Origin of the sequence: Adhaeribacter soli, from assembly GCF_008727925.1 — a bacterium.
GTDB classification, from domain to species: domain Bacteria; phylum Bacteroidota; class Bacteroidia; order Cytophagales; family Hymenobacteraceae; genus Adhaeribacter_A; species Adhaeribacter_A soli.
Window position 1 is genome coordinate 112,185 of record NZ_VTWT01000014.1, and the last position, 26,991, is coordinate 139,175.

The 26,991-nt window shown below is 47.3% G+C and carries 21 protein-coding genes; 5 read left to right on the plus strand and 16 right to left on the minus strand.

Translation table 11 applies throughout. The features are described 5' to 3' along the window. Positions 1-250: 250 nt before the first annotated feature. The 4 genes from F0P94_RS19115 to F0P94_RS19130 all read right to left on the minus strand — a co-directional run bounded on the left by F0P94_RS19115 (position 251) and on the right by F0P94_RS19130 (position 4,525). Positions 251-1,753: a T9SS type B sorting domain-containing protein gene (locus tag F0P94_RS19115; protein ID WP_150906093.1), complete on the minus strand. Its 1,503-nt coding sequence runs from the start codon at positions 1,751-1,753 to the stop codon at positions 251-253. A 138-nt stretch (positions 1,754-1,891) separates the two neighbouring features. After that, positions 1,892-2,653 (minus strand): M48 family metallopeptidase, encoded by a 762-nt coding sequence (locus F0P94_RS19120; RefSeq protein ID WP_225307296.1) that lies wholly within the window; start codon positions 2,651-2,653, stop codon positions 1,892-1,894. A gap of 218 nt (positions 2,654-2,871) precedes the next feature. Beyond that, positions 2,872-3,624 carry a YkvA family protein gene (locus F0P94_RS19125; protein WP_150906095.1) on the minus strand — a complete coding sequence of 251 codons (753 nt, stop codon included), beginning with the start codon at positions 3,622-3,624 and terminating at the stop codon, positions 2,872-2,874. Between the two features lie 280 nt (positions 3,625-3,904). Beyond that, positions 3,905-4,525, minus strand: coding sequence for a C40 family peptidase (locus tag F0P94_RS19130; protein ID WP_150906097.1), 621 nt, complete (start codon positions 4,523-4,525; stop codon positions 3,905-3,907). Between the two features lie 299 nt (positions 4,526-4,824). Here F0P94_RS19130 and F0P94_RS19135 point away from each other — a divergent pair, with 299 nt between their 5' ends. Both F0P94_RS19135 and F0P94_RS19140 read left to right on the plus strand, forming a co-directional pair. Then, the gene (locus tag F0P94_RS19135; RefSeq protein ID WP_150906099.1) at positions 4,825-5,187 is read left to right on the plus strand and encodes a hypothetical protein; all 363 of its coding nucleotides are present in this window, start codon (positions 4,825-4,827) and stop codon (positions 5,185-5,187) included. A 73-nt stretch (positions 5,188-5,260) separates the two neighbouring features. After that, on the plus strand, positions 5,261-5,779 hold the full coding sequence (locus F0P94_RS19140) for an acyl-CoA thioesterase (RefSeq protein ID WP_150906101.1): 519 nt from the start codon (positions 5,261-5,263) through the stop codon (positions 5,777-5,779). A 191-nt stretch (positions 5,780-5,970) separates the two neighbouring features. Here the strand turns inward: F0P94_RS19140 and F0P94_RS19145 are convergent, their stop codons facing one another. Further along, positions 5,971-13,533, minus strand: coding sequence for an SBBP repeat-containing protein (locus F0P94_RS19145; RefSeq protein ID WP_150906103.1), 7,563 nt, complete (start codon positions 13,531-13,533; stop codon positions 5,971-5,973). Positions 13,534-13,779: 246 nt separating this feature from the next. Here F0P94_RS19145 and F0P94_RS19150 point away from each other — a divergent pair, with 246 nt between their 5' ends. Next, positions 13,780-14,316, plus strand: coding sequence for a type 1 glutamine amidotransferase domain-containing protein (locus F0P94_RS19150; protein ID WP_150906105.1), 537 nt, complete (start codon positions 13,780-13,782; stop codon positions 14,314-14,316). A gap of 102 nt (positions 14,317-14,418) precedes the next feature. On the opposite strand, the gene F0P94_RS19155 is transcribed toward F0P94_RS19150, so the two are convergent. From F0P94_RS19155 to F0P94_RS19170, 4 genes are all read right to left on the minus strand, one after another. Beyond that, positions 14,419-15,096: a porin family protein gene (locus tag F0P94_RS19155; protein WP_150906107.1), complete on the minus strand. Its 678-nt coding sequence runs from the start codon at positions 15,094-15,096 to the stop codon at positions 14,419-14,421. A gap of 517 nt (positions 15,097-15,613) precedes the next feature. Further along, positions 15,614-16,318 carry a methyltransferase domain-containing protein gene (locus F0P94_RS19160; RefSeq protein WP_150906109.1) on the minus strand — a complete coding sequence of 235 codons (705 nt, stop codon included), beginning with the start codon at positions 16,316-16,318 and terminating at the stop codon, positions 15,614-15,616. Beyond that, the gene (locus F0P94_RS19165) at positions 16,311-17,420 is read right to left on the minus strand and encodes a type III polyketide synthase (protein WP_150906111.1); all 1,110 of its coding nucleotides are present in this window, start codon (positions 17,418-17,420) and stop codon (positions 16,311-16,313) included. Before F0P94_RS19165 ends, F0P94_RS19160 begins: the two co-directional genes overlap by 8 nt. A gap of 436 nt (positions 17,421-17,856) precedes the next feature. Then, the gene (locus tag F0P94_RS19170; protein WP_150906114.1) at positions 17,857-18,969 is read right to left on the minus strand and encodes an NAD(P)/FAD-dependent oxidoreductase; all 1,113 of its coding nucleotides are present in this window, start codon (positions 18,967-18,969) and stop codon (positions 17,857-17,859) included. A 162-nt stretch (positions 18,970-19,131) separates the two neighbouring features. On the opposite strand from F0P94_RS19170, the gene F0P94_RS19175 reads away from it, so the two are divergent. Continuing rightward, complete coding sequence (locus F0P94_RS19175) at positions 19,132-19,518, plus strand: T9SS type A sorting domain-containing protein (RefSeq protein ID WP_150906116.1); 387 nt, start codon at positions 19,132-19,134, stop codon at positions 19,516-19,518. Positions 19,519-19,599: 81 nt separating this feature from the next. Here the strand turns inward: F0P94_RS19175 and F0P94_RS19180 are convergent, their stop codons facing one another. The 7 genes from F0P94_RS19180 to F0P94_RS19785 all read right to left on the minus strand — a co-directional run bounded on the left by F0P94_RS19180 (position 19,600) and on the right by F0P94_RS19785 (position 25,092). Further along, positions 19,600-19,839 carry a hypothetical protein gene (locus F0P94_RS19180; RefSeq protein WP_150906118.1) on the minus strand — a complete coding sequence of 80 codons (240 nt, stop codon included), beginning with the start codon at positions 19,837-19,839 and terminating at the stop codon, positions 19,600-19,602. Between the two features lie 336 nt (positions 19,840-20,175). Then, positions 20,176-21,234, minus strand: coding sequence for an ABC transporter permease (locus F0P94_RS19185; protein WP_150906120.1), 1,059 nt, complete (start codon positions 21,232-21,234; stop codon positions 20,176-20,178). Beyond that, on the minus strand, positions 21,231-22,580 hold the full coding sequence (locus F0P94_RS19190) for an ABC transporter permease (RefSeq protein ID WP_150906122.1): 1,350 nt from the start codon (positions 22,578-22,580) through the stop codon (positions 21,231-21,233). The genes F0P94_RS19185 and F0P94_RS19190 overlap by 4 nt, the downstream gene beginning before the upstream one ends. A gap of 2 nt (positions 22,581-22,582) precedes the next feature. After that, positions 22,583-24,313: an ABC transporter substrate-binding protein gene (locus F0P94_RS19195; protein ID WP_150906124.1), complete on the minus strand. Its 1,731-nt coding sequence runs from the start codon at positions 24,311-24,313 to the stop codon at positions 22,583-22,585. 115 nt (positions 24,314-24,428) lie between these two features. Continuing rightward, complete coding sequence (locus F0P94_RS19775; protein ID WP_191907108.1) at positions 24,429-24,590, minus strand: hypothetical protein; 162 nt, start codon at positions 24,588-24,590, stop codon at positions 24,429-24,431. An 83-nt stretch (positions 24,591-24,673) separates the two neighbouring features. Further along, positions 24,674-24,832 carry a hypothetical protein gene (locus tag F0P94_RS19780; protein ID WP_191907109.1) on the minus strand — a complete coding sequence of 53 codons (159 nt, stop codon included), beginning with the start codon at positions 24,830-24,832 and terminating at the stop codon, positions 24,674-24,676. A 92-nt stretch (positions 24,833-24,924) separates the two neighbouring features. After that, entirely contained in the window at positions 24,925-25,092 is a 168-nt protein-coding gene (locus tag F0P94_RS19785; RefSeq protein WP_191907110.1) for a hypothetical protein, read from the minus strand. Positions 25,093-25,467: 375 nt separating this feature from the next. On the opposite strand from F0P94_RS19785, the gene F0P94_RS19200 reads away from it, so the two are divergent. Next, complete coding sequence (locus F0P94_RS19200; protein ID WP_150906126.1) at positions 25,468-26,946, plus strand: hypothetical protein; 1,479 nt, start codon at positions 25,468-25,470, stop codon at positions 26,944-26,946. Positions 26,947-26,991 lie beyond the last annotated feature (45 nt).

Sequence of the window (26,991 nt, forward strand, 5' to 3'; positions counted from 1 at the left end):
AGTTAATTTGTCTTACGTAAAGTTTGCTTTACAAATGTAATCTATAATTCACATATAGCAAATATTATTGTTTATTTTTTTTTACTTGTTATTTCAAGAAGATTCTCTGCTTATTTAGTTAAACAAATACACTTTCTGAAGGGTATTGGAAGCAGATACTAGTCAATAAAAAAGCCAGACCCCAAGGCCTGGCTTTTTTTATTGGAGAAGCTAGCGTTTTGCACCAGATCAAGAACCCGGATATAATTGGTTACCGCACAATGGTTACCGGCACCTTATAGGCAGCGGTTTCGCCGGTTACATAAGTAACTTTTAAATGAATATGGTAAACGCCATCGGAAACGTCTTTCCCATCCCATTCTTTGTCTCTTTGCTTGCTTTCGAAAATACGGACGCCCCAACGGTTAAACACCTGCAATTCGTAGGCAGTAGTAGCAGGCAGTTGCGGCCGGAAAGTATCGTTATGACCGTCGTTGTTCGGGGTGAAGATGTTGGGAATTTTTACTGCTACCGGAGCTGGTTCTTCTGCCACTACCACCCGCGCAAACACGGAATCGAGCGGGCAATTGGCGGCGGTTTTTACGGCAACTTTTACGTTGTAAATACCTTTAGCCCGGTAAGCATGTTTGGCTACCATCGTGCTTATCTGGTTTGGCGTGCCATCGCCAAAATTAAAATCACCGGTCAGGACTGCTCCCGGGCTTGCCGTTTGCAGGCGGAACGTAACGGTATCGCCAACTTTCGGGTTTTGAGGCGTAAAAGTGAGGCCAGCAGCTTTTTGCGTGGAGTCGCCATTTAAAATAATGATCTGGTCGGTAACCTGGCGGCAGCCGCTGGTAGCGCGAAGGGTAAGTTTTATGCGGGTAAAATCCTGCGGGCTTGGCGTATAGGTGGTATTTAAAGCATTCGGGTTACTGAATGTTCCCTTACCGCCACTCCATTCTACAACAACATTATTACCTCCGGCATTTGCGCCTGAAATAGCAATAGGACCCAGGTTTTTGCAAGCGAGCGTAATATCCGGTCCGGCATTAACCGTAGCCGTAGCTGCCGGCCAGGTATTGGTTAAGCAGACTGGGCTGGAAACTGTCCAACCGGTTACATTCGTGGTGCGGTTATTCGGCCAGATGTTTGGTCCATTGGTAACGTTCGGGTTGTAGGTTCCGGTGGTTAAAGAATAACGGGCCAGGTTACCCGGCGCGCGCTCAAGCTTTTTCTTAAAAAGCGCATCGTTTACATTATCTACTTTCTGGCTGTTGTCATTACCTGCATCATAACCAATGCGGCCAATGGCATCTATTACCTGAAAAGGATCGGTCGGGGCCGGGTTGGAATTTCCGGTAGAAGTAAGCACCACAATGTCGTTGCCATTTACACCAAAGGTAAATGGCGCAAAATTATTTACACTGGCAGTATTGCGGCAATTAGTATTAACATATGAATCGTTGCCAACCAGAATGGTGGCACAGGGTTGTAAGATGCCGCTCAGATTAGAAGTAGTAGTAGGCCCAGCCGCTAATGTAGCACCATTACCAAAAATCCTGAATTGGTACTTGCTTAAATCAACCGGGTTTGGCGTTGGGTTCCAGATTACTACACCTACACCCGATCCGCTGCTCCAATCCACGTATTTCACGATCATCAGGTTATCGGTCTGGGCTTGAACGGCCTGGTGCATACCGAAGAAACCTAAGACCACAAAAAGCACCCTCACCAGGCCCGTAAAAGGCGTAGTTAATTTACCAAAATTCATAAAAGCTTTATTTATTGATTACTAAACTATTTAACAGATTAAAAATTACCGGAGTTTGGCTTGGTGTGAGTTTAGGCGCCGACTAAAGCCGGTTAAGAGCAGAAATTATTTCGGGCTACAAATATAACAAAAATGATCTCAAAATATGTTTATTCTATATGTTTTCATTTCGTTATCTAATTTTTTCGAGCCGGGGCACATCCGTTCGAGCAAAGCCCAGAACTTTGGTCCGTGATTTTTCTCCGTAATATGAGCCAGTTCGTGCAGGATCACGTAATCGCGAAGCTGTTCGGGCAGGCGCATTAAGTGCAGGTTCAGGTTAATGTTGTTGGTATGCGAACAACTTCCCCAGCGGGTACTTGCTTTTTTAATGGTAACTTTTCCGTAGCGAAGGTTAAATCTTTGGGCCCAGAACGCTACCCTTTCCGGCAGGAAAAATTTGGCCTCGCGGCGGTAGGTTTCTTCCAGTACATAGCGAATGGCATGCTGTATTTCCGGATCGGCAACTTGTTTGAATTCGGGATAACGCACTTCTACCAGGCCCGGCCGGAAAAAAGCTTTGGTTTCCGGCTTGGCGTGGGCTACCAGTTTCAGTTCGTGGGCAAAGGTGCGGTAAACAGTGGTTTCGGTAAAAATGGTTTGCCGGTTTTCCTGTTTCGCTATTTTCTGCTGGTGGTGCCGGATCCAGTCGGCTTTTTCGAGCACAAAGGCCTCGGCTTTATCGAAGCTGCCGCGCAAAGGCAAGGAAACCCGTACTCCTTTTTCGGGCCGGATGCTGATGCGCATGTATTTGGCTTTCGGGCTTTTTTCGAGCAACACCGCGCCAATGCCATCGATGTGCAACTGAACAGATCTTAAAGGAGGAGAAACAGGCACTGCAAAAACTATAATGAGCTGCAAAGATAGGAATTACGCCTGGGTTTCCGCCTTCCTTAATTTTATTTTCCTGAAAACCAGCTCCAAACAGTAGTTGCCTTAAAAATAGCTGGGACCTTCCTGTTTGGGTTTGAAATTTTATTTTATGACCGGTTCACCAGCACTTCTGAAATAAAAAAAGCCGGTACTTAAAAAGCACCGGCCGTTACGCTTAAAATCGGCAGATTTAAGAGCGAAGGTCTTTAGCGAACATTCCCGCCTGCGGTATAATCGTCGTGGTTTTTACTGGGAATCCGGGTGCTGTCGGTAGTGGAGGCGCGCACGTTCGGTTCGCCGGAACCGGAAGAGGCGGCCCGTTTGGTGGCATGTTCTTCAGTTGGGTGTTCTTCTATGGGGTTCTTCTTGGCTGGAATATGTTTTACTTCGTGCGGCTCCGGCGTCTGGCTTTCTTTTCCGGAAGCAGCCGCCCCCCCGGTGTGTTTTTTTGCGCTGGTATTCTTCGCTTCAATGGAATGACCTTTGGCATCGGGGCCGCCGGTAGCCAGGGCATTCCGGGAAATATTCTGCGACACGCTGCCGGCAGCTTCCCATTCGGCAAACCTGTTCATTTCGCCTTTAATGCTGGTCATGAACCAGGCCAGCAAACTAACATCGTCGAGCAAGCCCAGCACCGGAATAAAATCGGGCACAAAATCGATCGGAGTCAGAAAGTAAAGCAGCACCGCTACGCCCCCTACCAGGGTTGGGGTTGGGATACCGTGATAATCGCCGGTTACCGAGGCTCTGATCATACGGGAAAGGATTTGCAGGTTTTCCCATACATCCTGAGCAATGGCACCGAAATCTTTCTTTTCGCTGGCTTTTTTGTAGGCGTCGTTCAGGAGCTGCTTAATGCGGAGGGGCTTCTTTATGTATTCCTCGGCCCGCTTTACAATTGCTTTAAATAAAGGGGAAGAAGCAATTGTTTTGCCCTGTTGGTTTGGTTGGCTTTCCATGGTTAATCGTTAATTAATAATTCAGGAGTTGAAGTTTGTCTGAACCAGTGCGGAAGAAGGCTTTTACAGCGGAAGAACAAGTGAAGAAAGTAGGTTTCCGGGAAAAAAGCATACCGTTTTGGCGTCATGACATATACTATTTCAGGCCCAAATTGTTTTACAAATGTAGCAGGACCTGGCACTTTTAAAACTATATATTTAACCTGAAATAAAAAAGTCCGGCCGGGTTGTTTAAAACCTGGCCGGACTTTTTTCCGGAAAACACTATCGTTTTTTAAATTTAATTTACGCGGCCGGCCGCATAGTAATTGCGCTGGTAATAAGGCTGCCGCAACGAGCTGATCATTACGCCGCCGTTGGTTGCCGAATGCACAAATTTGCCGTCTTTCAGGTAAATGCCTACGTGGTAAATCGGTTGCTTAGGCGAACGGCGGAAGAAAACCAGATCGCCGGTGCGCACGCTGTCTTTTTTAATGCGCTGTACATCCTGGAACATAGACCGGGAACTCCGGCTTAAGTTAATGCCGTAAACCTGCCGGTAAACCGCCGTTACGAAGCCCGAGCAATCCGTCCCCTTTTTCGAGCTTGAACCGCTACGGTATGGGGTTCCGATCCATTCGCTTACCGTTTCTAAAAGTTCTTTGTCTTCGGAATAGTCGAATTTAACGGCGAAGTTCTGGGAGTGATATTTATAGATTAAAGAATCTTTATAAGTAATGGGATGGGAAGTTTTGGCAAAAGGGTTGGCGGCATCATTTCCGTCGAGGGCAAACGGTACAAAAGAAGCGCTTTCGAATACCGGATTTTGAGTTTCTTCTGGGGCAGCTTCCGGTTTCACTTCATAGAAATAAGATAAGGCCAGGGCAACTGCAGCAAAAATGCACAAAATACTATTTTTCATTCCTTGTTAAATTGGTAAAACATCCTGCCCGGGTCCTTATAACCTTGGGTAGCTTTTACTTATTTATTATTTTTCCGAGGTTTAAAACCTGCGAAAACAGCCCGGGAAAGCAATTTTTCAGAAAATTATTTCCCGGCGAATAAGTAAATTTAGGTACAAACTGCCAAAAGACCAAATATTTAGATATATCAAGATGCTATATCCCAGGTAAAATTCTATTTATAAGGCTTTAATGCAAAACCAAACTTCATAATTTCAGTACAACTTAAAACAGGATTTAACCTATTTACCTTACCCGAATGCGGCAGAAAATTGAAGCAGCCGGCGCCCGGATCGTCGAAAATTCCCTTTTAGCCCGGATCGCCCGCCTGGTGCTGAAAAGCCCGAACGTAGCCATGGTTTTTGGAAAGCAGATCCATTTAAGCGGCGTAAGTACGGAAACCTTTCTGGAGGATACCTATTGGGTAGAGCACGAACTTTGCCACATCGAACAATACCGTTCGCACGGCACCCTGCGGTTTCTGGGTTTGTATCTGCTGGAGTCGTTCCGAAAAGGCTATTATGAAAATAGATTTGAAGTGGAGGCCCGAAGGCTGGGCCGCGAACGAGCGCTTGCCGCCGGTAAAGCCCCCCAAAGAGAGGAAACCGGAAAAAAGGTTTAATTTGCTTCCCGGATCCGGCAGGCAGTTTGCCGGTTTTTGTTTTAATCTAAAGCCCTAATTTTTTTTAATTAATATGAAAAACGGCACCCCGTTGGTAAAGACCCCGGAAAGCTCCTACGTCATTAAGTTTCAGGACTGTGACCCTTTAGGCCACCTGAACAATGTGCGTTACCTGGATATTTTCCTGAATGCCCGCGAAGAGCACACCATGCAGCACTACGCCCTGAACCTGATGCAGTTACTTCAACAGCACCGCACCGCCTGGGTCGTTACCAATCACCAGATCGCCTACATCCGCCCGTCGAACCACGGCAAAACGGTGCATATCCAAACCCGCATCATTCATTTCGATAATTCTACCATCGTTGTCGAAAGCGTGATGCTTAACGAAAGCCGCTCCAAATTAAAAGCAGTGCTCTGGACCACTTACCGCTATATCAGCACCGAAACCGGCCGCCCCACCGACCATTCCGACGACCTGATGGACCTGCTGGAGCAGTTAGACGACGATGCCATTTATTACGATCCGGACGGCTTTCAGGAGCGGATCAAGCGCCTGAGCAAACAACTGAAAGAAACCCAGGAAGATTAAGGACAAGACATTGGTATCTGGATATTGGTATCTGGACAAAAACACGCATTATCTAATAATTCAGCTGACTACATGCTTTAATTTCCCTCCGAATTAAGCGGTTGCTCAGGCCTTGATACTTAATTTTGCTGAAAAACAAAAAAGCCGCCCCACTTACCGGGACGGCTTTTTTACGCTTAAACGATAACGTTTTATTCTACTATTACTTTTCTGGTAATTACCTGCTGGTCGGCTTTGATCTGAAGCAGGTAAATTCCTTTAGCAGCTTTCAGTTCTATGTTTTCTGTGATGTTGCCGCTATTGGCTTTCACCTGCTTCTGCAGGATCGTTTTACCGGTCAGATCAGTAATGATCAATTCAGCAGAAGAAGCTTTCAGGCCGGAGAGCTGCAACTGGAACTTACCGTTGCTTGGGTTCGGATAGAGTTTTACTTCCATTCCTTTTGCTGTCTCGGGAACTCCGCTTATTCTGGCTCCTACGTGCAGTACAAAGCGGTTAGCTGTGCTTCCGCCTGCATGTGAGAAGGAGTAGATAGTAGCAGGCGTAAGCAGTTGCATGGTATTTAACTGCTTATCCTCTAATTGTAACTGAAACTGGTTTAAGAGCTGTTCAACTTTTAACTGATATGTACCGACTGTCCCTTCCACTACCAAAGGAATTAGTTGCGGAGTTGCTGAATAACCCAGGCCGTTGATGGAAAGCGGGGAAGTACCGGCTTGAGTAAATACCCTAACAGCTCCCATCGGCAAAGAAAAAGCATCAAAACTATTGTCCATACCAGCGGTTGCCCCTTGCTCTAAGTAAACGAATGCTTCATCCTGCTGCTGTCCCTTGGAAGCGGAAAGCTGCAGCAAGGGTCTGGTTTCAGTGCTTCTGTGGAAAGAAGGGTTCTGGTAAGAAGTAAGTCTTGCCGCATTGGTAAAACTGAAGGAAGCTACTGGAGCAGTGGTGCGCACAAAGAAAGCCTGCATGGCTGGAATTACGCCTCCGGTTAAAGATCCTACTCCATTCACGTAAGCAGCATAGGATCCGTTGTAAGCAGAAGAAGATCTAAAGGCATAAACCGCATCCATCATGCCGGAAGGAACAGTAATATTATCCCAGTCTATTGGAGCAGGATAAGGATTACCCAGTAAATGCCACCCTGATTCAGTTGTTGCTCCTCTGCCAAGACCTGTAACCGTTACTGTGCCGTTGTTCAGCGTACCGGTAAAGTCTACCGTTCTGGATGCAGCAATGTTTACTGAATAGCCTCTGCCAGGAGTTAAAGCCGAAGAAAGGGAAGCAGGAGATTCCCAGCCGAAGCCGAAGTCCTGGAACCTGGCACTGTCATTATTCAGTCTGCTTTGGTTGTAAGCTAACACGTTAGGGAAAGGGCGGACCGTCCCAGGCTTGACAGCCGTATTGTAGGCTGGGTTTACTACCGGAGTGAAACCTGCAGTAGCAAAGTCACTCACTGTAGTAGCAGTAACCGGAGAAGCGAAGTGCCGGTAACCTGCTCCTGCATTCAAAGCCGGGTTGATGTAGCGTTGCATTTTAGCCGTACCATTCACAACACCTCCATTATTCACTACCATAGCGGTACCTGTGGCATTGGAAAGCAAGGTAAAGGTGTTGCCGTTGGTAGCTAAGTTACCATTTAAAGTAAGCACGCGCTGAACCGAAACAGGACCGGCTAAACTAGCGCCGGCTGAGCTGATGGTAAGATCATGGAAAGTGGAAGGGTTTGTTCCGCCGATCACCTGCACTATCGAGCCCGAGAAAGTAGCAGAACCGCCCGTAGCTGTGAAGGTGCCGTTGTTGGTAAAGTCTTCTTTTACTTCCAAGGTTCCGCCGTTTATCGTTAAGCTCGCTCCTGAAGCAATGGTCAGGTCTTTAGCAGTTGCCGTACCGGAAGAAATAACCGGGTAACGCGACAATCCTGCCGGAATGGTGACATCGCTGGTGGCCGAAGGAACTGCATTCCCGCTCCAGTTAGAAGCCACGTTCCAATCTGTGGAAGTGGCGCCTGTCCAGGTGAAGCTGCATGGGTTTACCGTTACTGTGGTTTGGGTGCGGGAACTGGCACAGCCATTAGTCCAGACACCAACCCAGTAACTAGTTGTGGCATTTAAAACCGGAGTAGTAAAGGAAGTACCAGTATGGACATCCACGGAGCTGGCAGCGCTCGTAAACCAGCGGTAAATACTACCAGGTGCTCCGCCGGAAGCAGTAAGGGTAGCGGTTCCGGAGCAGTTTACAGTGGCACTAGTTACCGTTGGCGCCGGCACCGTAGTAAAATTAACCGAGGCAGTAGCCTGGGAAGAGCAGCCGGTTGCGAGATCGGTTAAGGTAACAGTGTAGGTTGTATTGGCAGTTACATTCGTTACTCTTGGATTAGCTACGGTGGTACTACTCAGACCGGTGGCCGGAGACCAGGAATACGAGTATTGCGGGTTAAGGGCAACCGGGAAATCAAGGATCATATTGCCGTTGCAATTATTAGAAGCACCTGCAAAATCGACTTGTACCCGCATCCGCGTTACGATATTATAACCGGCAGGTACAATAAAATTATCATTTACGAAGGTATAAGGGGCTCCATAAACAGGAATCTGGCCGGAGAACATTTGTTCTGTAAAATCATCAAAGACACCATCCTGATCTAAGTCGATAAAAATTCTCAGATCCCCATAACTGTAATATGGTGAAGGTACTTCAACCGAAAAATCGAATGGCACCACCCGGTTTTCCGTTAAAACTATTGGCGCAAGGGTTTGGGTATAATTATAATAACTCTGAGTAGCAGGCACCGGGTTTAACGTTTGTGAGTTTAAACCAAACTGAACGCTAAGCGGAGTATTTGTGACAGATGGCGCACAGTACGTAGCGGTTCCTGTGGCACCGGTATAAGCTGCCAGCCGAACGGGGGAACCAGGACAAATCGCGCCAGTATTAGCGGCTGCCGAGGCTCCTAATGCCTCCTTTATATTAAGATCCACGCCATTATTCGTTCCGGTGGTGGCCGGATTAGAAGCGACTACTCTTATTCTGTAACCGGTTCCGGCAGCGGCACTGGCCGGAATAGTTGCCTGAATGGTACCTGAGTTGGTTCCGGCAAGGGTTCCGATTGCTACCGGATTGGCAAAAGAACCTGAAGCATTACTGAGCTGCGCGGTAAAGGTATTCCCGGCAGCAAAAGCACCGGTGGTGGTGAAAGGTACAATAACCGCAGCTCCTGCACACATACTTAAAGGCGAGATACTGCCGGTTGCAATGGTAGGGGCAGGCGGAACACCCAGCATGCCGGTAAACATGCTAAAACCACCGGAACCCGGCAGAGTAATACTTCCCAGAGTCATGGTTCCGAGATAATGTCCGGTTACGTAGGCATTTCCGGTTCCGTCCACGCCAATTCCTTCCGCAGTTGGCAAAGCAAAACCCGAACCACCACCATTCTGGGCCCAGATCACATTTCCGGATGAATTGTATTTTGCTACAAACACATCGTTCGCCTGAGCGGAAACCAAGGCAATGCCCCCGAAATCAGCTTCTCCCGAGAAGGCCCCTGTAAGGTAAAGGTTTCCGGATTGATCCAGTACAATTCCTTTGCTTTCCCGGCTTTTTGCTTCTCTTGCCCAGATTAAGCTTCCGCTTGAATTATACTTAGTAATAAAAGTATTGCCGTCAGCGCTCAGGGTTGCGCTCTCAAAGGTAGCCGGCCCAACATACCTGCCTGTAATAAAAGAGCTACCGCTGTTATCTACCGTAATGGCTAAGCCGGCATCGCCGTTACCAGTATCAACCCCTCCCGCTTTACGCGCCCAAGCTATATTCCCAGATCCATCTATTTTTACCAGGAAAGCATCCTGATTACCACTACTGGTGAATGTTGTACTCCCAAAGGTTGCTGTGCCTTCAAAAGCACCCGTTATATAGCTGTTTCCGGTGCCATCCACTGCAATGGCCCGGCTTTCATCCCAACCAGATCCGCCAACTTTCCGGCTCCAGAGGATAGTGCCGGCTGCATTATATTTTACTATGAAAGCATCTCTGCTGCCGCTGCCTGTAAGGGTGGTGCCTGAAAAAGTTGCCGAGCCTTCTATCGAGCCGGTAGCCAATACGTTACCCGTGGCATCTACAGCTATGCTAAAACCTGCGTCATTTCCGGAACTGCCGCCGCCTCTTACCCAAAGGAAATTTCCGGCAGCATCTAATTTTGCTACAAAAACATCGAGGTTCCCGGTGCTTGTAAGCGTGGTTCCGCCAAAAGTGGCGCTGCCCTGGAATTGGCCCGTAATAAAGATATTTCCGCTTCCATCTATAGCAATACCCCGACCATTATCGCTACCGGAACCGCCAGCCTTTTGTGCCCACAGTACATTACCGGCAGCATCAAGTTTAAGTACTACTATATCTGTAGAACCACTACTGGTAAGGGAATAACTGCCAAAAGTGCCTGTGCTATTAAAATTTCCGGTCACATAACTGTTGCCTGCTCCATCGGTGGCGATACTATACCCTCTTATATCTGAACCGCCCGTGCTTCTTGTCCCCCAGGCCCAATCGGGAGTGCTGGTTGCCTGAACATACACCTTTACAGCAGCACTTGCCTGACAACTTCCGTTTGAAGCCGTTACGGTATAGGTTTTGGTGCCCGTGGATGATGGGGTAGCTGTAACACTTGTACCGGTTGCTTTATTTAAGTTCGGTCCTACCCAGGAATAAGTGGTACCTGGTTCCGGGGAAGGAACGGAGAGCGTAACAGTTCCTCCCTGCTTAAAACTTTGCGGCAAAGCGCTTGCTGTAACCGAGGGCGTTACCTGCGATGAAATAGTAAGATTATTCCCATTATCTGTACCAACAACTGCAGGGGCATTGGCAACTACCCGAACCCGATAAGCAGTACCTGCAGGCAAACCGGCAGGAAGCGTAACCGGGATAGTGCCGGAAGAAGTACCGCTCAGATAACCAATATAATAAGGGCTTGCAAATGAACCAAGTTCATCAGAAAGTTCTACTTCGAAAGCATTGCCACTATTAAAGGTTCCTGAAATTGTAAAAGGAACATTAAACGTTGCTTCCTGGCAGAATTGAGTTGGGCTTATGGTTCCGGTAGTAATGCCTGTTACAGCCGCAAGCTGTGCCACAAACAACTCCGTACCTCCGCTCTCGAGCGTAATATTACCAAAAGAAGCGCTGCCGGTAAAATAACCAGTAACATTAACCTTTCCTGCCCCATCTGCGGCAATCCCTGCGCCACGGTCGTCGTTAGCACTACCGGTCTTTACCGCCCAGAGCGCATTCCCCGTGGCGTCAAATTTCGCTACAAACGCATCGAAGCTCCCGCTACTGGTAAGCGTTGTACTGCCAAAAGTAGCATTCCCCTGAAATTGCCCGGTTACGTAACTGTTCCCGGAGCCATCGAAAGCTACCCCGTAACCCTGATCATAATTGGCTCCGCCGCTTTTCTGAGCCCAGAGTACATTACCAGCAGCATCGAACTTTACAATAAAAACATCATCGCTTCCGCTATTAGTAACGGTAGCACTTCCAAAAGTAGCATTAGCCGAAAAATTACCGGTTACATAACAATTTCCGGCTCCGTCTACAGCTACTGCCTGGGCATAGTCACTGCCAAAACCTCCTCCCTTCCGGACCCAAATCACATTGCCCGACGGATCATATTTTACCAGGCACATATCGGTATTAAAGCTTCCGGTACCAGTAAGCGTGGTGCCGCTAAAAGTTGCGCTGCTATAGAAAAAACCCGTCATATAGCAATTACCGGCGCCGTCTACGCCTATGCCGGTTCCATTATCCTCGCCGGTACCGCCCCCTTGCCGCGCCCATTGCAGGGTTCCGGCAGCGTCGTATTTCGCAATAAAAATATCATTGCTTCCCCGGCTGGTAAAAGAGGAACTGCCAAAGGTTGCATTGCCGGAAAAATAACCGGTTATATAGCTGTTTCCGGAACCATCCAACGCGATGGCCGTCCCATAATCCCATTCAGTACCGCCTCCCGTTTTTCGCACCCATAACAAATTGCCGTTAGCATCATATTTCGCTACAAAAACATCTGAATTGCCGCTACTGGTAAGCGTGGTACTTCCAAAGGTTGCAGTGCCTGAGAAATAACCAATAACGTAGCTGTTTCCTGAAGCATCTACCGCTATTCCCCGCCCGATATCAACTCCGGTACCACCGCCTCTTTTTACCCATAAAAGGTTTCCTGACGGATCATACTTCGCTACAAAGACATTGCTGCCGCCACTACCGGTCAGATTTGTGGTTCCAAAAACAGCATTACCCGAAAAAAAGCCGGTTACGTAACTATTGCCGGAGGCATCGCGGGCAATGGCATGCCCGATATCGTTTACGCTATAACCGTATTGACTTTTAGCCCAAAGCGCGGTGCCGGAAGTATTGTATTTTGCCAGGAACATATCAGTCCCACCATTGCTATTAACCGTAATATTGCCAAAGGCAAGGTCATTCTGAAAATTACCTGTTACAAAAGCATTACCTGACCCGTCTACTGCAATGCCTCTGCCAATATCATCGCCGGCTCCGCCGGCTTTCTGCACCCATTGAAAGGCGCCCGAGGTATTTAGCTTTATGATGTAGGAATCGTTTCCATTGGCAGTAAGCGTAGTGCTACCGAACGTAGAGGTACCTGTAAAGTAGCCGGTGGCGTAGCTGTTTCCGCTTCCATCCACAGCAATAGCCGTTGGACGGTCGTTACCAGTTCCCGCGCTTCTTTGCACCCATTGAAAGGTACCGGCAGCATTGTATTTAACTACAAAAACATCGCCGGCACCGCCGCTGGTCAAATTAATGGAACCAAAGGTGGCGGTGTCCCAGAAAAAACCCGTTACATAACTATTCCCGGAGCCATCCATTGCCACGCCGTAAGCCTGGTCAGAATTGGCTCCTCCTGCTCTCCGGACCCACGCCAAATTCCCCGAAGCATCGTATCTGGCAATATATACATCGCTGGTGCCTGCACTGGTAATGGATGTGGTGCCAAAAGTAGCCGTTGCATTAAAATAGCCCGTTACACAAGTGTTGCCGGCTGCATCTGCGGCTATGGCATATCCATAATCGAAACTATTTCCCCCACCTTTTCTTGCCCAGAGAAAATTACCGGAAGCATCGCATTTGGCAATGAACATATCACTAATGCCGCTGCTGGTAAGCGTAGTAGAGCCAAAAGTAGCCGAGCTGTAAAAGTACCCGGTAATGTAACTGTTCCCATTAGTATCAACTGCAATGCCGTACCCCTCGTCCGTACTGGTTCCTCCCGCTTTCTTTGCCCACACCAGGTTCCCTGATGCATCGTATTTTGCGACAAAAACATCGTTGTTCCCACTGGTTGTAAGCGTAGTGGAGCCAAAGGAAGCAGAATTATAAAAGTAACCTGTAACGTAACTATTACCGGAACCATCCACAGCTATTCCTCTGCCGGCAGTATTATCCGCAATTTTTTTGGCCCATAAAATATTTCCGGAGGCATCGTACTTTACCACGAAACTACTGCCGCCATTGCTGGTAAGGGTAGTGCTGCCGAAAACAATGTTGTACGAAAAAGTGCCTATTACATAACTGTTGCCTGCGTTATCGCGCGCAACCGCCCAACCGGCTTCACTATTATCTAAATTGGTACCTTGTGCTTGCCTGGCCCAGGCAAAATCAGGAGCCTGCCCCCATGACGGTGGCAGTACCAATAGCAGGAAGCTCCAGCAAAGGAAGAAAATGTGGTAGATCTGTTTCATATAGGATGGGTTAGTGTGTTGTACCTGCAATAATTCCTTCTCCCTTAGCCGATGTCTAAAGTTCTCAGGATCTAAAGAAATTATTGGCTATACAAAATTAAACCACAAAAACATCCTAAAAAATACCCATTTTTAGGTATTTTGTTAACTCCCGGTTTTACTTAGCCAACACCTAAAATTTATGACCGAACCCCTACAAGCCCTCTCCCGTTTAACAAATTCGCTAAACCTAAAACGCTATAAAAAATGGATAAAAAACTGGAAGGAAAGAAAATTGCGATCCTGGCCACAGATGGCTTTGAGCAGGTAGAACTTACGGAACCAAGAAAAGCTTTGATGGAAGCCGGTGCCATTACTCACATTATTGCTCCCGAAAGCGGCAGCATTAAAGGCTGGAACCATACCGATTGGGGCGATGAGGTAAAGGTAGATGTAAAACTCTCCGATGCCCAGCCGAAAGACTATGACGGTCTGATGCTGCCGGGCGGCGTAATGAACCCGGACAAATTGCGCATGAACCCCGATGCGGTAGATTTTGTGGCTGCTTTTATGAAGGAGAACAAACCGGTAGCCGCCATCTGTCATGGCCCCTGGACGTTGGTGGAAACCGGCATGATAAAAGGTCGAAAAATGACCAGTTATGAATCGATAAAAACGGACCTGAAAAATGCCGGGGCGAACTGGGTAGACGAAGAAGTGGTGGTAGACAATGGCCTGGTTACCAGTCGAAAACCCGACGATATTCCTGCCTTTAGCAAAAAGATGGTGGAAGAATTTGCCTAAGGCCGGCATAACCGCTAGTTTTTCAGCCAAAACAGTACGGTTTTTAAACAGAAAAGCCCCGGATAGTACCGGGGCTTTTTTATTGAGCTTATAGAATGGGGCTTATTCAAAACCAACCCCTATGTATACTTGAAATGCACCGTTTTTCAAATCTGACACCACTTTATTATTCAATCGGTCCACAACTCTGGAATCTTTATAAATGTCATTTAAACCCAAATTGTAGCGCGCCCCTACCCGTGCAAAACTTATTTTGGCTTCTACTCCACCTGCAAGTCCATAGTTAAAGCTATTCATCATTTTTTTTACACTTTCGCCCTTTTCAACTCCATCTTCTTTAACTGTTAATAAAACGCCTGCATAAGGCCCTACATGTAAACTTACATTATCTAAAACATTAAATACGAATAACAGTGGCACTTCTAAATTATCCATTTTAACATCTAAACTATCGGAAGTAAAAGCGTGCCGGTTAAACAGCGCCTCCGACTGAATGGAGAAGAAGTTCGAGTTGCGTACCTGAAACTGTCCGTAGATACCCGCGTGCCAGGTTGTTTTATTGCTAAAATCATGCAAGTTGCTTTTATCGCTGCCGCGTAGCTGATTGAAATTTACGCCGCCTTTAATCCCGAAACCGGAATTATCGGCATCGCCTCCGCCTTCAAGGTTGTGGTTTTTAGGAAGACGGTTGGTTACATTCGAATTGCCTTCCGGATTACTCTGTGCCAGCGCGGAGAAACTGAAGGTAATTCCAAATAATAAGATGAAGATCTTTTTCATAGATTAGGTTAGTATAGAGTTCTGGTACTGATAAATATCTGCTTTTACTATATTGCACTTTGCCTCTTATACTTCCGGCCTCCGATAATGTTTCAATGCACTTTCCTGATGACCGGTCCTGCCTTCCGGTTTTCAAGCCGACACCAGGCAGTTACAGCTTTCAGGATCTCCAAGTTGAAAGGATTTTGTCTGAACACGATTTTTAGGATTGATATGACAAACAGGATTTGATTGGGGCAAGAATTAATTTGAATTCAGGAGAAAGGCAGGACTTGTTCAAAATATAGAATATTGCGGTTAAATCCTTTTGAAAGTTCCGAGACTAATACTGAGCTTAAAGCAGCAGACTCAGCTTCCTTTTAGCTTCTCTTTATTCTTCTTTTGCTCCGTATCTGAAATAATTCCTTTGGAGAAAAATCATGAAAATCCTTTAATCCTGTAAATTCTGATTCAGACGATTAAAGCCTTCGAAACATCAATAATTTTTAAGCAAACGCTACACTTCGGGAGAAAAAAACTACTTATAAAGAATAAGCTGCCAGCGAAAAGCCCATTTCCAGCGGAGTTCGTATTTATTTATTCCGGCAGCTTCAAGCAGAGCCACCAGTTCTTTCCGGCGGAACGCGCGGAGGACCGAAAGCGGACCGTCGTTCTTTACCATTGGGCTTCGGGAAAATAATTTTGTCAGGATTTTAATACTGTAATAGGCCAGCGGGTGCCGGTGCAGGTCGTTTATGATTACGGCCACCGCAGCCTGGTTGTAGCACTGCCGGAATAAGCGGATAAGCTGCTCATCGGGGAAGTGGTGGCAAAACAAGCTGCACATTACCACGTGGTAGCGCTGCTGCCTGAAGTCTTCCGAAAATACGTCGTGCTGCTGAAAATGAATATTCGGGTAGGCCTGGCATTTTTGGGCGGCATATTCCAGAATGTAGGCATTGGCATCGATGCCGGTAAGCGCCAGCGAGAGGTTTCGTTTTTGGGCCCATTTAGCCGTTTCCCGTAAAGTATCGCCGCCGCCGCAACCCAGATCAGCTACGGAAATAGGTTGTTTAATTTCCCGGAAGGCAGGCAGCAATTTATTCAGCGATTGCCGGATTACCTGGTAACCGCCCAGCCAGGTATTAATGGTTTCCAGTTCGTCGAGGGTTTTGCGCATGTGCCCATCGCCCAGACTCAGGTCGTCCATTATTTCGGCTTCGGTGGAACGGGTTTCAAACATAATTTATCTTTAACAGCATCGATTCCATGGTCAGGCCCGGGCCAAAGGCAAAACTCAACACCCGCTCCCCGTCGTTTTCCGGCCCCAGGCTTTTCATCACTTCTTTTATTACAAACAATACGGTTGCCGAAGACATGTTTCCGTAATCGCGGAGCACAGCGTAGGAAAAACGGTTTTCGGCTCTTCCGATGCCTAATTCCTGCTCAATGGCTTCCAGAATTTTGCGGCCGCCGGGGTGAATGGCAAACCATTTTATATCGGGCAGGTCCAGGTTCAGGCGGCTGAGCAAATTAACGGAAAGCTGCCGGATGCCTTTCTTGATCAGGTCGGGAATGTAGGCGGAAAGGGTCATTTCAAAGCCGAAATTGCCGATGTGCCAAGCCATATCTTTCTTACCCGATGACATTAGTTCGCAATGGAAAGCTTCGAAGGCCAGGCTTACTCCTTTAGGCGCCTTGCCCGAAACCCAGGCCGCGGCTGCTCCGTCGCCGAACAAAGCATTGGAAACCAAGTGGTCGTGTTCTTTCGATTTCTGAAAATGGAGGGAGCATAATTCGGTACAAACCACCAGCACGTTGGCTTCCGGCTGAGAGCGGCAAATGGTATTGGCCAGTTTCAGGGCGTTGAAAGCCGCGTAGCAACCCATAAAATTTACGGATGTCCGCTCAATGGTGGTGGGCAAACTGAGCGATTCGATGATCTCAATGTCGAGGCCGGGGGCATACATGCCGGTACAGCTGACTGTTACCAGGTGCGTTACCTGCTGCAGGTCTAAGCTTTCATTACTTTCCAGGCAATTTTGAATGGCTTTCAGCGAAAGCGGCAGGGCCTGTTCGCGGTAAACCTGCATGCGCGGGGCCACCTGGGGAAAGGGCTCCAGATCGGCGGTATTGGGAAAGAACTCGAAGCTGCCGTTGCCCCGGGTATAATCTTCCAGCACGGTGTAGCGGTTTTCGATACCGGAAACGCGGTAAAGGGCGGCCAGCTTACGGGCTTCGGCTGCATCGAACTGCAGCACATCGGCCATAAAACCGGAGGCCTGCATTTGCGGGATCTTATGATCGGGATTGGCCGTACCAACCGCACAGAGATAGCTTTTCATCGTAGTATTATAAGTAAAAAGCCCCTGAATTGTTTTGTAAACTGACGATTTGCAAGCGAAGGGAAAGTTACTTCTGAAAGGAGATGAAAGGAGAATTCTTTGAAATTAAGATCGGCTAATGTGTGAGCCTCCCCCTAATCCCTCCAAAGGCAGGGTTATTTCATTCTCACATAAGCTGGCTCAAGTTTGAGCGGAGCGGTAACCTGAACCTATAAATGAGTTGAAGTTTGTAACTTCAAGGAGGCGACAGCCTGAAAAATGCTATTGAAGGGCATTTGAAAGTAGCTTATACCTTTAACTGCAGTGCTTTGGCCTGGGCGACACAGGCCAAGGAGGAGGTTAATTTTTAGAAAGTGGGATTACAAATCCCACGACTCGGTTAAGACGGGATTTCAAATTCCGCCAAGCAAATTCTAAAAATTAAACTGGTCGAGCACTAGAATAGCCGGCCGTGGGTGCTTTTCATCAGCCTGTTTAAGGCAAAAGGCAGGTTGCGGAACAGGTACACACTGGCTTCCGACAATAGTTTCTTGCCGAATAACTGCTGTATAAACCGGCCGGAACGCAAGCGGTTGCCGAACTGCTTTTGCCAGGCCCGGGTGTAATTTTCTTCCAGTTGTTGCCGGTTGCCGTGTTCCAGAAAGTAGCTTTTTACGGCTTCAGTTAACATTTTCCCGGAATGTAGCGCCATGGCCATGCCGTTGCCGCACAAAGGTGTGATTAGTCCGGCGGCATCGCCGGCGCACAGAATATGATCGGTAACGGCGGTTTTCGGGGCAAAGGAAATTTCGTTTATCACTTCCGGGTGCCCGTAAAGGAATTCGCTTTCGCGGAACACTTCTTTTAGAAAGGGATTTCGGCTGAGCACTTTTTTCTCCATTTCCGGTATCGTTCCGTGGCGTTTCAGGTTGTTGCGGGTGGTCAGGTAGCAGAAGCAGAATTTTTCGTCTTCAATGGCGGAAATGCCGGCGTACCCGTTCTCAAAATTATGAAGCGCGATCAGGTCGGTGGGCATGGTGGTGCGGAGGTGGTATTTTACGGCCAGGTAAGGCGAACGGGAAGCAAAAAAGCTTCGGTTTAGTTGGCGGTCCAGGTTGGAGCGTTTGCCGAAAGCGCCTATGGTTACCTCACTTTGCAGTTCGCTGCCGTCGGATAAATATAGGGTGAACTTTCCGGCGGAAAAAGCTACCGTTTCTACCGTGGTGCGGAGTTTGAACTGCACCCCGGCCTTTTGCGCTAACTGGTATAGGTAATTATCCAGGGTGTAGCGGCTTATTCCAAAACCGCCCAGATCCAGGGGCGCTTCCAAAACCTTGCCTCGCGGCGAACTCAGCTGAAAACGCTGGATCCGGGCCGGATTCAGGGAATTTACATCGGCACCCAGGCTGGCCAGAAAGGGTAGCACTTCGTTAGAAACGTATTCCCCGCAAACCTTATGAAAAGGATATTCTTTTTTTTCGATAAGGGTTACTTCCAGGCCGCTTTTTGCCAGCCCGATGGCGCAGGAAAGCCCGGCAAGCCCCCCTCCGATTACTGCAATTCTACCCATAATTCACTTTAAACGCACTCTCTTCAATAAGTGCAATATTCTTAAGGCAATAATGCTGTACAAAAAGGTTCGACCCGGGTAAATTCAAAAACTACAAAAATTAATAAACGTTTATTTTTAATAAGTAAACCTTAAATGTATAACCGTTAAAAAATATTGTGTATGAAGAAAAACCTACTCTTTTTTCTCTCCTTTGTCCTGATGTCCGGCTCCTGGGCACAGGTGAAATCGGCGGCCGAACCGGCAGCGACCCGGCTGAAGCGCGGGGCTGAAATGGTACGGGTACAGGAACCGGAAGAAAAAACCCTTACGGTGTACCCGAACCCGACTTCCGGCATTATCAACCTTTCCCTGACGGGCTTCAGCGGCAAAAAAACGAGCCTTTCCATTGTAAACGTTATTGGTACTGTTATTTACCACGAAACGCTCCAAAATGTTGACGGCCGCTATACAAAAACCATAGATCTGGGTAAACAGGCCAATGGGTTGTATTATGTGAAATTAGAGGCCGACGATTACCACGAGATCCGGAAAGTAATTCTGAAGTAAACCTGCAGAAAGCAGAAAAGGCAAACCGGTGGGTTTGCCTTTTTCTTAAAGGGTAAAATAAAGGGTGAGATGATATTTTTATTAAATGGACAAAGAATAGCCGAATTCTGCCTCGGTGCTAAGCGTAGAGCCTACAAAAAAGCCTCCGATCATCAGGCCTTTGCCGGTTTTTAAGGCTGCATTCAGGGCTAAGTCGCTGATAATATCCCCGTCTATCGTCGCTGCTTCCTGTCTTACTTCGTTGGTTCTTGGTTTGCAAAGGCAATCTGCCAGGTAAGTTAAGAAGCCATTCTGCTGTTGGTTAAGGCTTACGCTTTCCATTTTTATATGCTTTTGGGTGAGATTATTTTTTAAAACACGAACCGCTTTCTATCGGTTCATTTATTTAATGATACAATATTAAGCCCTCACTAACCCAAAAACTAAGAAACATCGCCCCAAAACGCAACATGTAATTTTCAAAGCAACTATTTAGCCTTTTACTAACACTTCAAAATACAAAAGAATCACTAGGAACAAAAAAACCTCATTACAAGCAGAAAAAGCCACAATTAAGCGTTAAACCAGAAAATAGCAGGTTAAATATCGGAGGCGCTTATGCAAACAATTTCAGGATAAAACACACCCGAACGCAACACTAACACCGATTGAAATAAGCTAAATAAATTTCTGCCGAATACCATTTCCGATGGCCTGCACCGCCAGTATCGTTAAGCATAGGCAAAGCACCGGGAAAAAGAGCAGCCACCAGGCATCCGGATTCAGGCGAGCTTCAGCCAGCATCCTTCCCCAACTGGGCGTTTCGGGCGGCAGCCCTATTCCCAGAAAAGACAAGGTAGCTTCGAGGGCCAGCAGATTTCCCAAACCGAAAGCAAAAGCAGTGATCAACGGGCCAGCAGCATTGGGTAAAATATGACGAAAGAGCAAACGAAAAACGGGTACGCCACTAACCCGGGCTGCTTCGGTATAGGACAGCTCCTTAATTCGCAACACTTCTCCCCGCACCAGCCTGGCCGGGCCGGACCAATAAGTCAGGCTTAAAAGCAGCAGGATATTGCCAATTCCCGGGGAGCTTACCGCAGCCAGACTTAATACCAGAATCAGGCGCGGCACGGAAGTCAATACTTCGGTCGTTTTCAGCACCAGTTCATCGGCCGGCACAAAAACCTGCTTCCGGAAGAAAGGAAGCCGTTTCAGCAGCCACTTAAACCCTATACCAGAAACCACCAAGGCAGCCAGCAGAGCCAGTACAAACCAAAACCATTTTATTTCCCCGAACACGGAAGCCCCCAAGTACAGCCCATAATAATACCACAGGAACAGGCAAACTGACAACGCAAAAATTGCCCCCCTGCTAATCGTCAGCTTTCGGTTTCCGAAATAGGCGCCGATGCTTCCGAGTAAGATCCCGATAAGGAATGCTATACTTATTACCGGAATTGCCACCTGAAAACCGGTGCGGAAACCAAAGATTAAATTCGCCAGCACGTCGCGCCCCATGCTGTCGGTTCCGAACCAATGCCCTTGCCGGGCAGCCTCTTCATCCCAAAAAGCGGGCGGCAGCAAAACACTACTGGTTTGCAGCTCGTTGGCACCGAATTTAAGCGGCAGAACCGGCGCCGCGAGCGCCAGGAACAGTACTGCCAGCAGATAAAAAACTGCCAGCTTAAAACCCGGTCCGGTTTCCGAAAACAATTTCTTAGCCGCCTTTTTCATGAGCTAAAACGGATTCGCGGATCGGTAAACGCATACAGCAGATCGGCCAGTAAATGGGAAAGAATTTTCACCAATCCGACCAGCAGCACCAATCCGGTTACAACTTCATAATCGCGGGCCAGCACGGAAGAAACTAACAATTGCCCGGTTCCGGGTAAAGAAAAAATAACTTCCAACACCAAAGCGCCGGCCAGCAAGGCAGGGAAAAAGTCGGAAAGGGCCGTGATAACCGGTAGCAAACTGTTCCGGAGCGCATGCCGCACCAGGGCCTGCTGTTCCGAAAAGCCTTTGGCGCGCGCCGTAAGCATGTATTGCTGGCTCATTTCTTTTTGCAAGGCACTGTAACTCTGCCCCACCAGGTATGGCAAATTCACCAGCACCAGACAAAAGGTGGCCGAAAGCAAGGCTACCTCCTCCGGGAAATCGGTTAACCAGCCCAAGTAACTAACCAGAGCCAGGGCACCGAGGCCAATCACAAAAAGCGGCAGACTTTCCAGCACGTAAAGCAAATTCAGCAAGGCACCCCGGAAAGAGTTGCTAGATTTCAAACTCAAAACTATAGCGATTGCGGGCGCCAGGAAACAAATCAGTAGAAAAGAAACCAAGGCCAGCCAACCGGTAATGCTTAAAGCTTCCGAAATAATTTCAGAAACCGGACGGGCATCGCGGTAAGATTCACCAAGATCACCCTGCACCAAGTTACGCAACCACCGGTGGTACTGATTTTGAGTTCCGTACCAGAAAATTTTAGGGCTATAGTTTAAGGCAGGTGTTTGACTGGATTCTATTTGTTGAAAAGCAACTTCCGCCGAAGCAACGGCATTTTGCACTTTTGTTTCCGGCGAACTTAAGGCTGCACTTTTTAGCTCCAAAAAGGTACGGTTTATTTTTCCGGCTTGGCTTTCTTTTAAAAGGGCATTGGCATAAAAATTCAGGTCTTTCTTTACCGTTACCGGAACTTCGGAAACCGCAACAGCTTCTTTTAGCTTCTGAACGGTTTTATAGTATGCTGCTATTTCGGGCCAATTTCCATAGGTAAGCACCAGTTCTTTCAGCGTTTGCTGCTCCGTAACCGGGAAGATCTTGTATAAAGTATCCGGCTCGGCGGCTGAGCCGATGCGGAAATAAAAAAGCGGCAGATCCTGACCGGTTCGTTGCAGCATTTGCGCCTGAACACGCTTGCGGGCCTCGGCTTTGGCGTTGCTTATGGCGTTTTGCGCCGTTTCTTCGGCCTGCATTTCAGCCGCGGAACCCGGCACAGACCTGCTCAGCAGGAACACCGCCGAACCCAGCAGCCAGATGGCCGGAAGAAGCATTAAAAGCCGTTTCGCCGCAAACTTCAGCATGCTTAATCGGCTTCCGCACTTTTAAAGGCACTTACATCGTAGCCCGGTTTTATCCCTGAAATTTTGGTATCGGAGAATTGTTTATTAACTGCAATGCGGTCGCGGAGGAAAAAGAGGAATACCAGGTTGCTTTCCTCGTGAAGGATAGCCTGCAGGCGTTTTAAATTTTCGTTTTTTTCTTTTTCGGAATCCGGGTTGTACAGGGCTTCTATCAAACGGTCGCTTTCCGGGGTACCGAAACCGGTATAGTTCAGCCCGTCCGGACCAATGGATTCGGTGTGCAGAATGGGTTTGAAATTATAAACAAAAGGATTGCCGGTAAGGCTACGGATAAAAACTTCAAAATTCCCGCCTTTCAGGTTTTGCGTAAACAGGCCACTTTCCTGGGGCTGCAAAGTTACCGGAATGCCTGCTTTAGCGGCGGCCTGCTGAAAAAGCAGCGCCATGTTAGCAAACTCCGAATTACTGGCGTTGTAGCTTATTGAGAGGGTAAGCGGTACCATTTCATTCCGGACTTTTTTAGCCCAACCGGTACCGTTCTTTTGCCAGCCAGCTGCCCTTAAAAGCTTTTCGGCTTCGGCAGGGTTATAGGAATAAGGCGTAATTCCGCCGTTATAATATTCTTTTTGGAGGGGACTTACAGGACCTACTGTTTTCACTGCCAATTTGTGCTGCACCACGTTAATGAGTTCATCGGTATTCACCAGCTGAGCAAGCGCCTGACGGGTAACTTTATCGGCAAGTTTATCGGAACGACCGTTGAGGCCTAAATAGACGAAGGTATAGGTCTGGGGAGAGGAGAAATTATAGGCTTCGCTAATTTCTTTATCTTTCTGAATCTGGGTAAATACCGAGGCTGGTATATTCTGCCATACATCCAGTTGTTTGTTTTTCAGGGAAACCAAAGCGGCGGCATTATCCGGAATAATACGAAAAGCAATCTGGTCTGGCCGGGCGGTTATGTAGCCGGTTTCCGGAGCCTTTAGGTTGGTGCCCCACCAATCCTCTTTGCGCTTAAAGGTTAAACGCTGGCCGGTTGTCCATTTTTCCAGCACATACCCGGCGCTGCCTTGCAGGTATTTCGGGTTGCGGGTAAAATCGGCACTGTTAAAACGATCGGCAAACTGCTGAATGGCGGATTCGGCAGCAAGGGCGTCGAAATTGTTTGCGAATTGCGGAAGCGTAAACGAGCCGAGTTGGTTTTGCGGATCGAACAGGTACGCGGGCATCACAAAAAAGTCGCCGCTCAAGAGCAAATGCTCCGGCGAATATTGTCCGCAAACTAGGGTAAATTTCTTTGGATTGGATTTATCCGGGATAAGATCGAGAATAAATTCATAGTCTGGCCGGACTTTTTCATTATTCACCAACGGACATTTCCGTACTTTTAACGAGAAGGCTACATCGGTGGCCGTTACCGGCGAACCGTTTGTCCATGCAGCCTCTGGCCGGATGGTGTAGGTGATCAACGTTAGGGTATCTTTCCGCTCGATCAGAGGCATTTCCTCAGCCAGCAGCGGTTTTAATTTTCCATCTGCCAGGTCTACGGTGAGCAAACTCTGAAAAAGCAGGTTTATTAATTGCGCCGCATCTTTGCTGGTATAGCTTACCGGGTTTAACGATTCCGGATCCTGCATCAGCCTGACGCGTACTTCCTTGCCGGTTGGTTGCGGGCGCCGGCACCCCGTAATACAAAAGATAAAAAATACCAGGTAAAAAACTACTTTTTTCATACGCTTTATATCCGTTTACCGGATACAAGAGCAAAGTAAGAAAAAATTAACGGGAAGTCTTAACTGGCTCCAACAGGCTTTTCCTGCCGAATTATCTTTCTACCTGTAACAACAATTAGTTATTATCGTCCCATGAACCTGTTCCACCCGGAGCAGTAGTAGATGGTGCAGTTGCAGCCGTGCTGGTAATGGTTGCGTCGGTGGTTTCCGGAGCTGTAGTTACATCAGAAGAAAGGGTAGCTACCTGGATCAGGGCGGCGATTACTAATTCGATCATGGCTTTATGATAAGAAAAGTTTATTGATTTTTTTCAGTATTTATTTTCAGAAAAGCTTCAGCTCAAAGAATCTAACAACAGCATTAGTTATTATCGTCCCAAGAACCTGTTCCACCTGTAATTGGCTGGGTAGCGGTAGTAGTGGTAATAGTTGCATCGGTAGTCTCGGTAGTTGGAGTAGCAGTTACATCAGCAGAAAGAGTAGCTACTTGAATCATGGCGGCGATTACTAATTCGATCATGGCGTTTTATGGTTTAAGCCGAAGCTTGATTTAAAATTGATAAGAAACTTTAAGAGGAAGATCTTTAAGAGGGGACTGCGGACTATTCGGTCTTAGTTATTATCGTCCCAGGAACCTGTTCCGCCCGGAGTTGTAGTAACTGGTGCAGTAGCAGCAGTGCTGGTAATAGTAGCATCGGTGGTTTCCTGAGCCGGCATTGCAGTTGCATCGGCAGACAGGGTGGCTACTTGGATCATGGCGGCGATTACTAATTCTATCATGGCGTTTTATGGTTTATTTGCTAGTGGTTTGTTCTAACTACTATGCAAAGTTGAGCCAATAAACGCCCGCATAAAAGGACACAGTTGCCTTAAATGTAACGATAAAATTTTTAACCCCGAATTGTATATAAATAACAAAAAATCGAAATATTATGCAAATACAGCGTTTAATAACACTTACGCATTTTGATATTTCGTAATAAATCCTTTCTTTTGTAACAAATTAGTATAAAAACTCAAACTCAAAGCACGACATTTTCCTTCATCCTTAAAAGGAAAAAACAGCCTCAAACGCAACAGGGAAAAATCACTCCCCTGAACCGGCATGCCTATACATTACTTCCTGATATTCAGTAATTTAGCATTTTCCTTACAATGAGCGAATTAAACAAATTGGTGCAAATTGTAACAAAAAGGCATCAACGCAATGCCCCTTTACTTAGCTTTAATGACAAGAAAATAACCAAAGAGTTAAAGTTATTTTATGACATTCAGAGCGGCAACCTGAAACTTGTACCCCGTAACAAAAAGGTTCCGGATTCGGCCGAATTGCGTATGACCCGGGCCAGATTGCGTAAGAAACTACTCAACCACTTATTCTTTCTCAACTTCAACGACCCTTATATAAAGGTTTCGCACCGGTATGAACAGGAATGCCTTGATATGCTGCACCAGGCTCGCGTATTGATAAAAGAGGGTGAGTACCAGATCTCAGAAAAACTGTTGCGAAGTGCCCTGAAAATTGCCCAGCAAACGGAATTTACGCCACATATCCTTACGGCTATAGATCTGCTGCGGCAGGTTTACGTGCAAACCAGCCAGGTGTTGCATTTTAAAAAAATAAGCAAAAATTTAGCTTCCTATCGCAACCTGCTGCAGAAAGAACAGGAAGCGGAAGAACTTTACTATACGGCAAAGCTTGAAATTAACCGGTCGGTAAGTGCTAAAAAAAACTTCCTGACCAAGCTGGGCGATATTCTGCAGCAACTTAAGGACCTTTGGGAGCAGAACAGATCTTTTACCATTTACGACCTATACTATAAAACTAATATCTGGTACCACGAGCTTACCAACGATTTCGGCAAAATTATTACCGTTACTTCCGAAACGGAACAAATGCTGACCAACGGCGCGCTAAACGAACTTCGCTTCGATGACCGCTACAATAAGTACATAAAAACGTATTCGTACCTGCGGGACCGTCAATACGCCGAAGGCCTGCAATACGCCGGCAAACATGGTGAAATGTTTAACCGGGCCTCGAACAACTGGTTTGCGTTCATGGAGAATTATTTCCTGCTGGCAATGCACAACGGCAGCTACGATGTTGCTGCTAAAATCCTGGGCGAGGTTAATACCAACCCTTTTTACCAGAAGATCCGGAAAGCAGCCCAAGAAAGCTGGCAGCTTTACCAAGCTTACCTGCAATTCATTTATCCGGTTACCGCAATCACCAAACAGTTCAAATACCATTCGTTCGTAAGCTCCGTTCCGGAGTTCAGCAAAGACAAGCAGGGCTTTAACGTGGCTATTCTTATTTTACAATTCCTGCACTTCCTGAAGAACCGGGAGCAGGAACAGCTGCTTTACCGGATCGAAAGCCTGAAAAAATACGCGGGAAGGCACTTAAAAGGCGATTTCAGCATCAGAAGTCAGATGTTTTTTAAACTCCTGACACTGGTGGTAAAAGAAGACCTGCACCCTGAAAAATGCCGCCGTAAAGGCCTCGCCTTAGCAGACAAACTGGCAGCCACCCCGCCTCCCGGCGATGCCTTTGCCGAAATTGAAATTATTCCGTACGAGCACCTCTGGGAAGAAATACTCCGCATGCTGGCAAAACCGGAAAAGCCGTAAGGGTAAAACAGTAACGTAAAAACGGTAAAAACCCGGGTTACATTA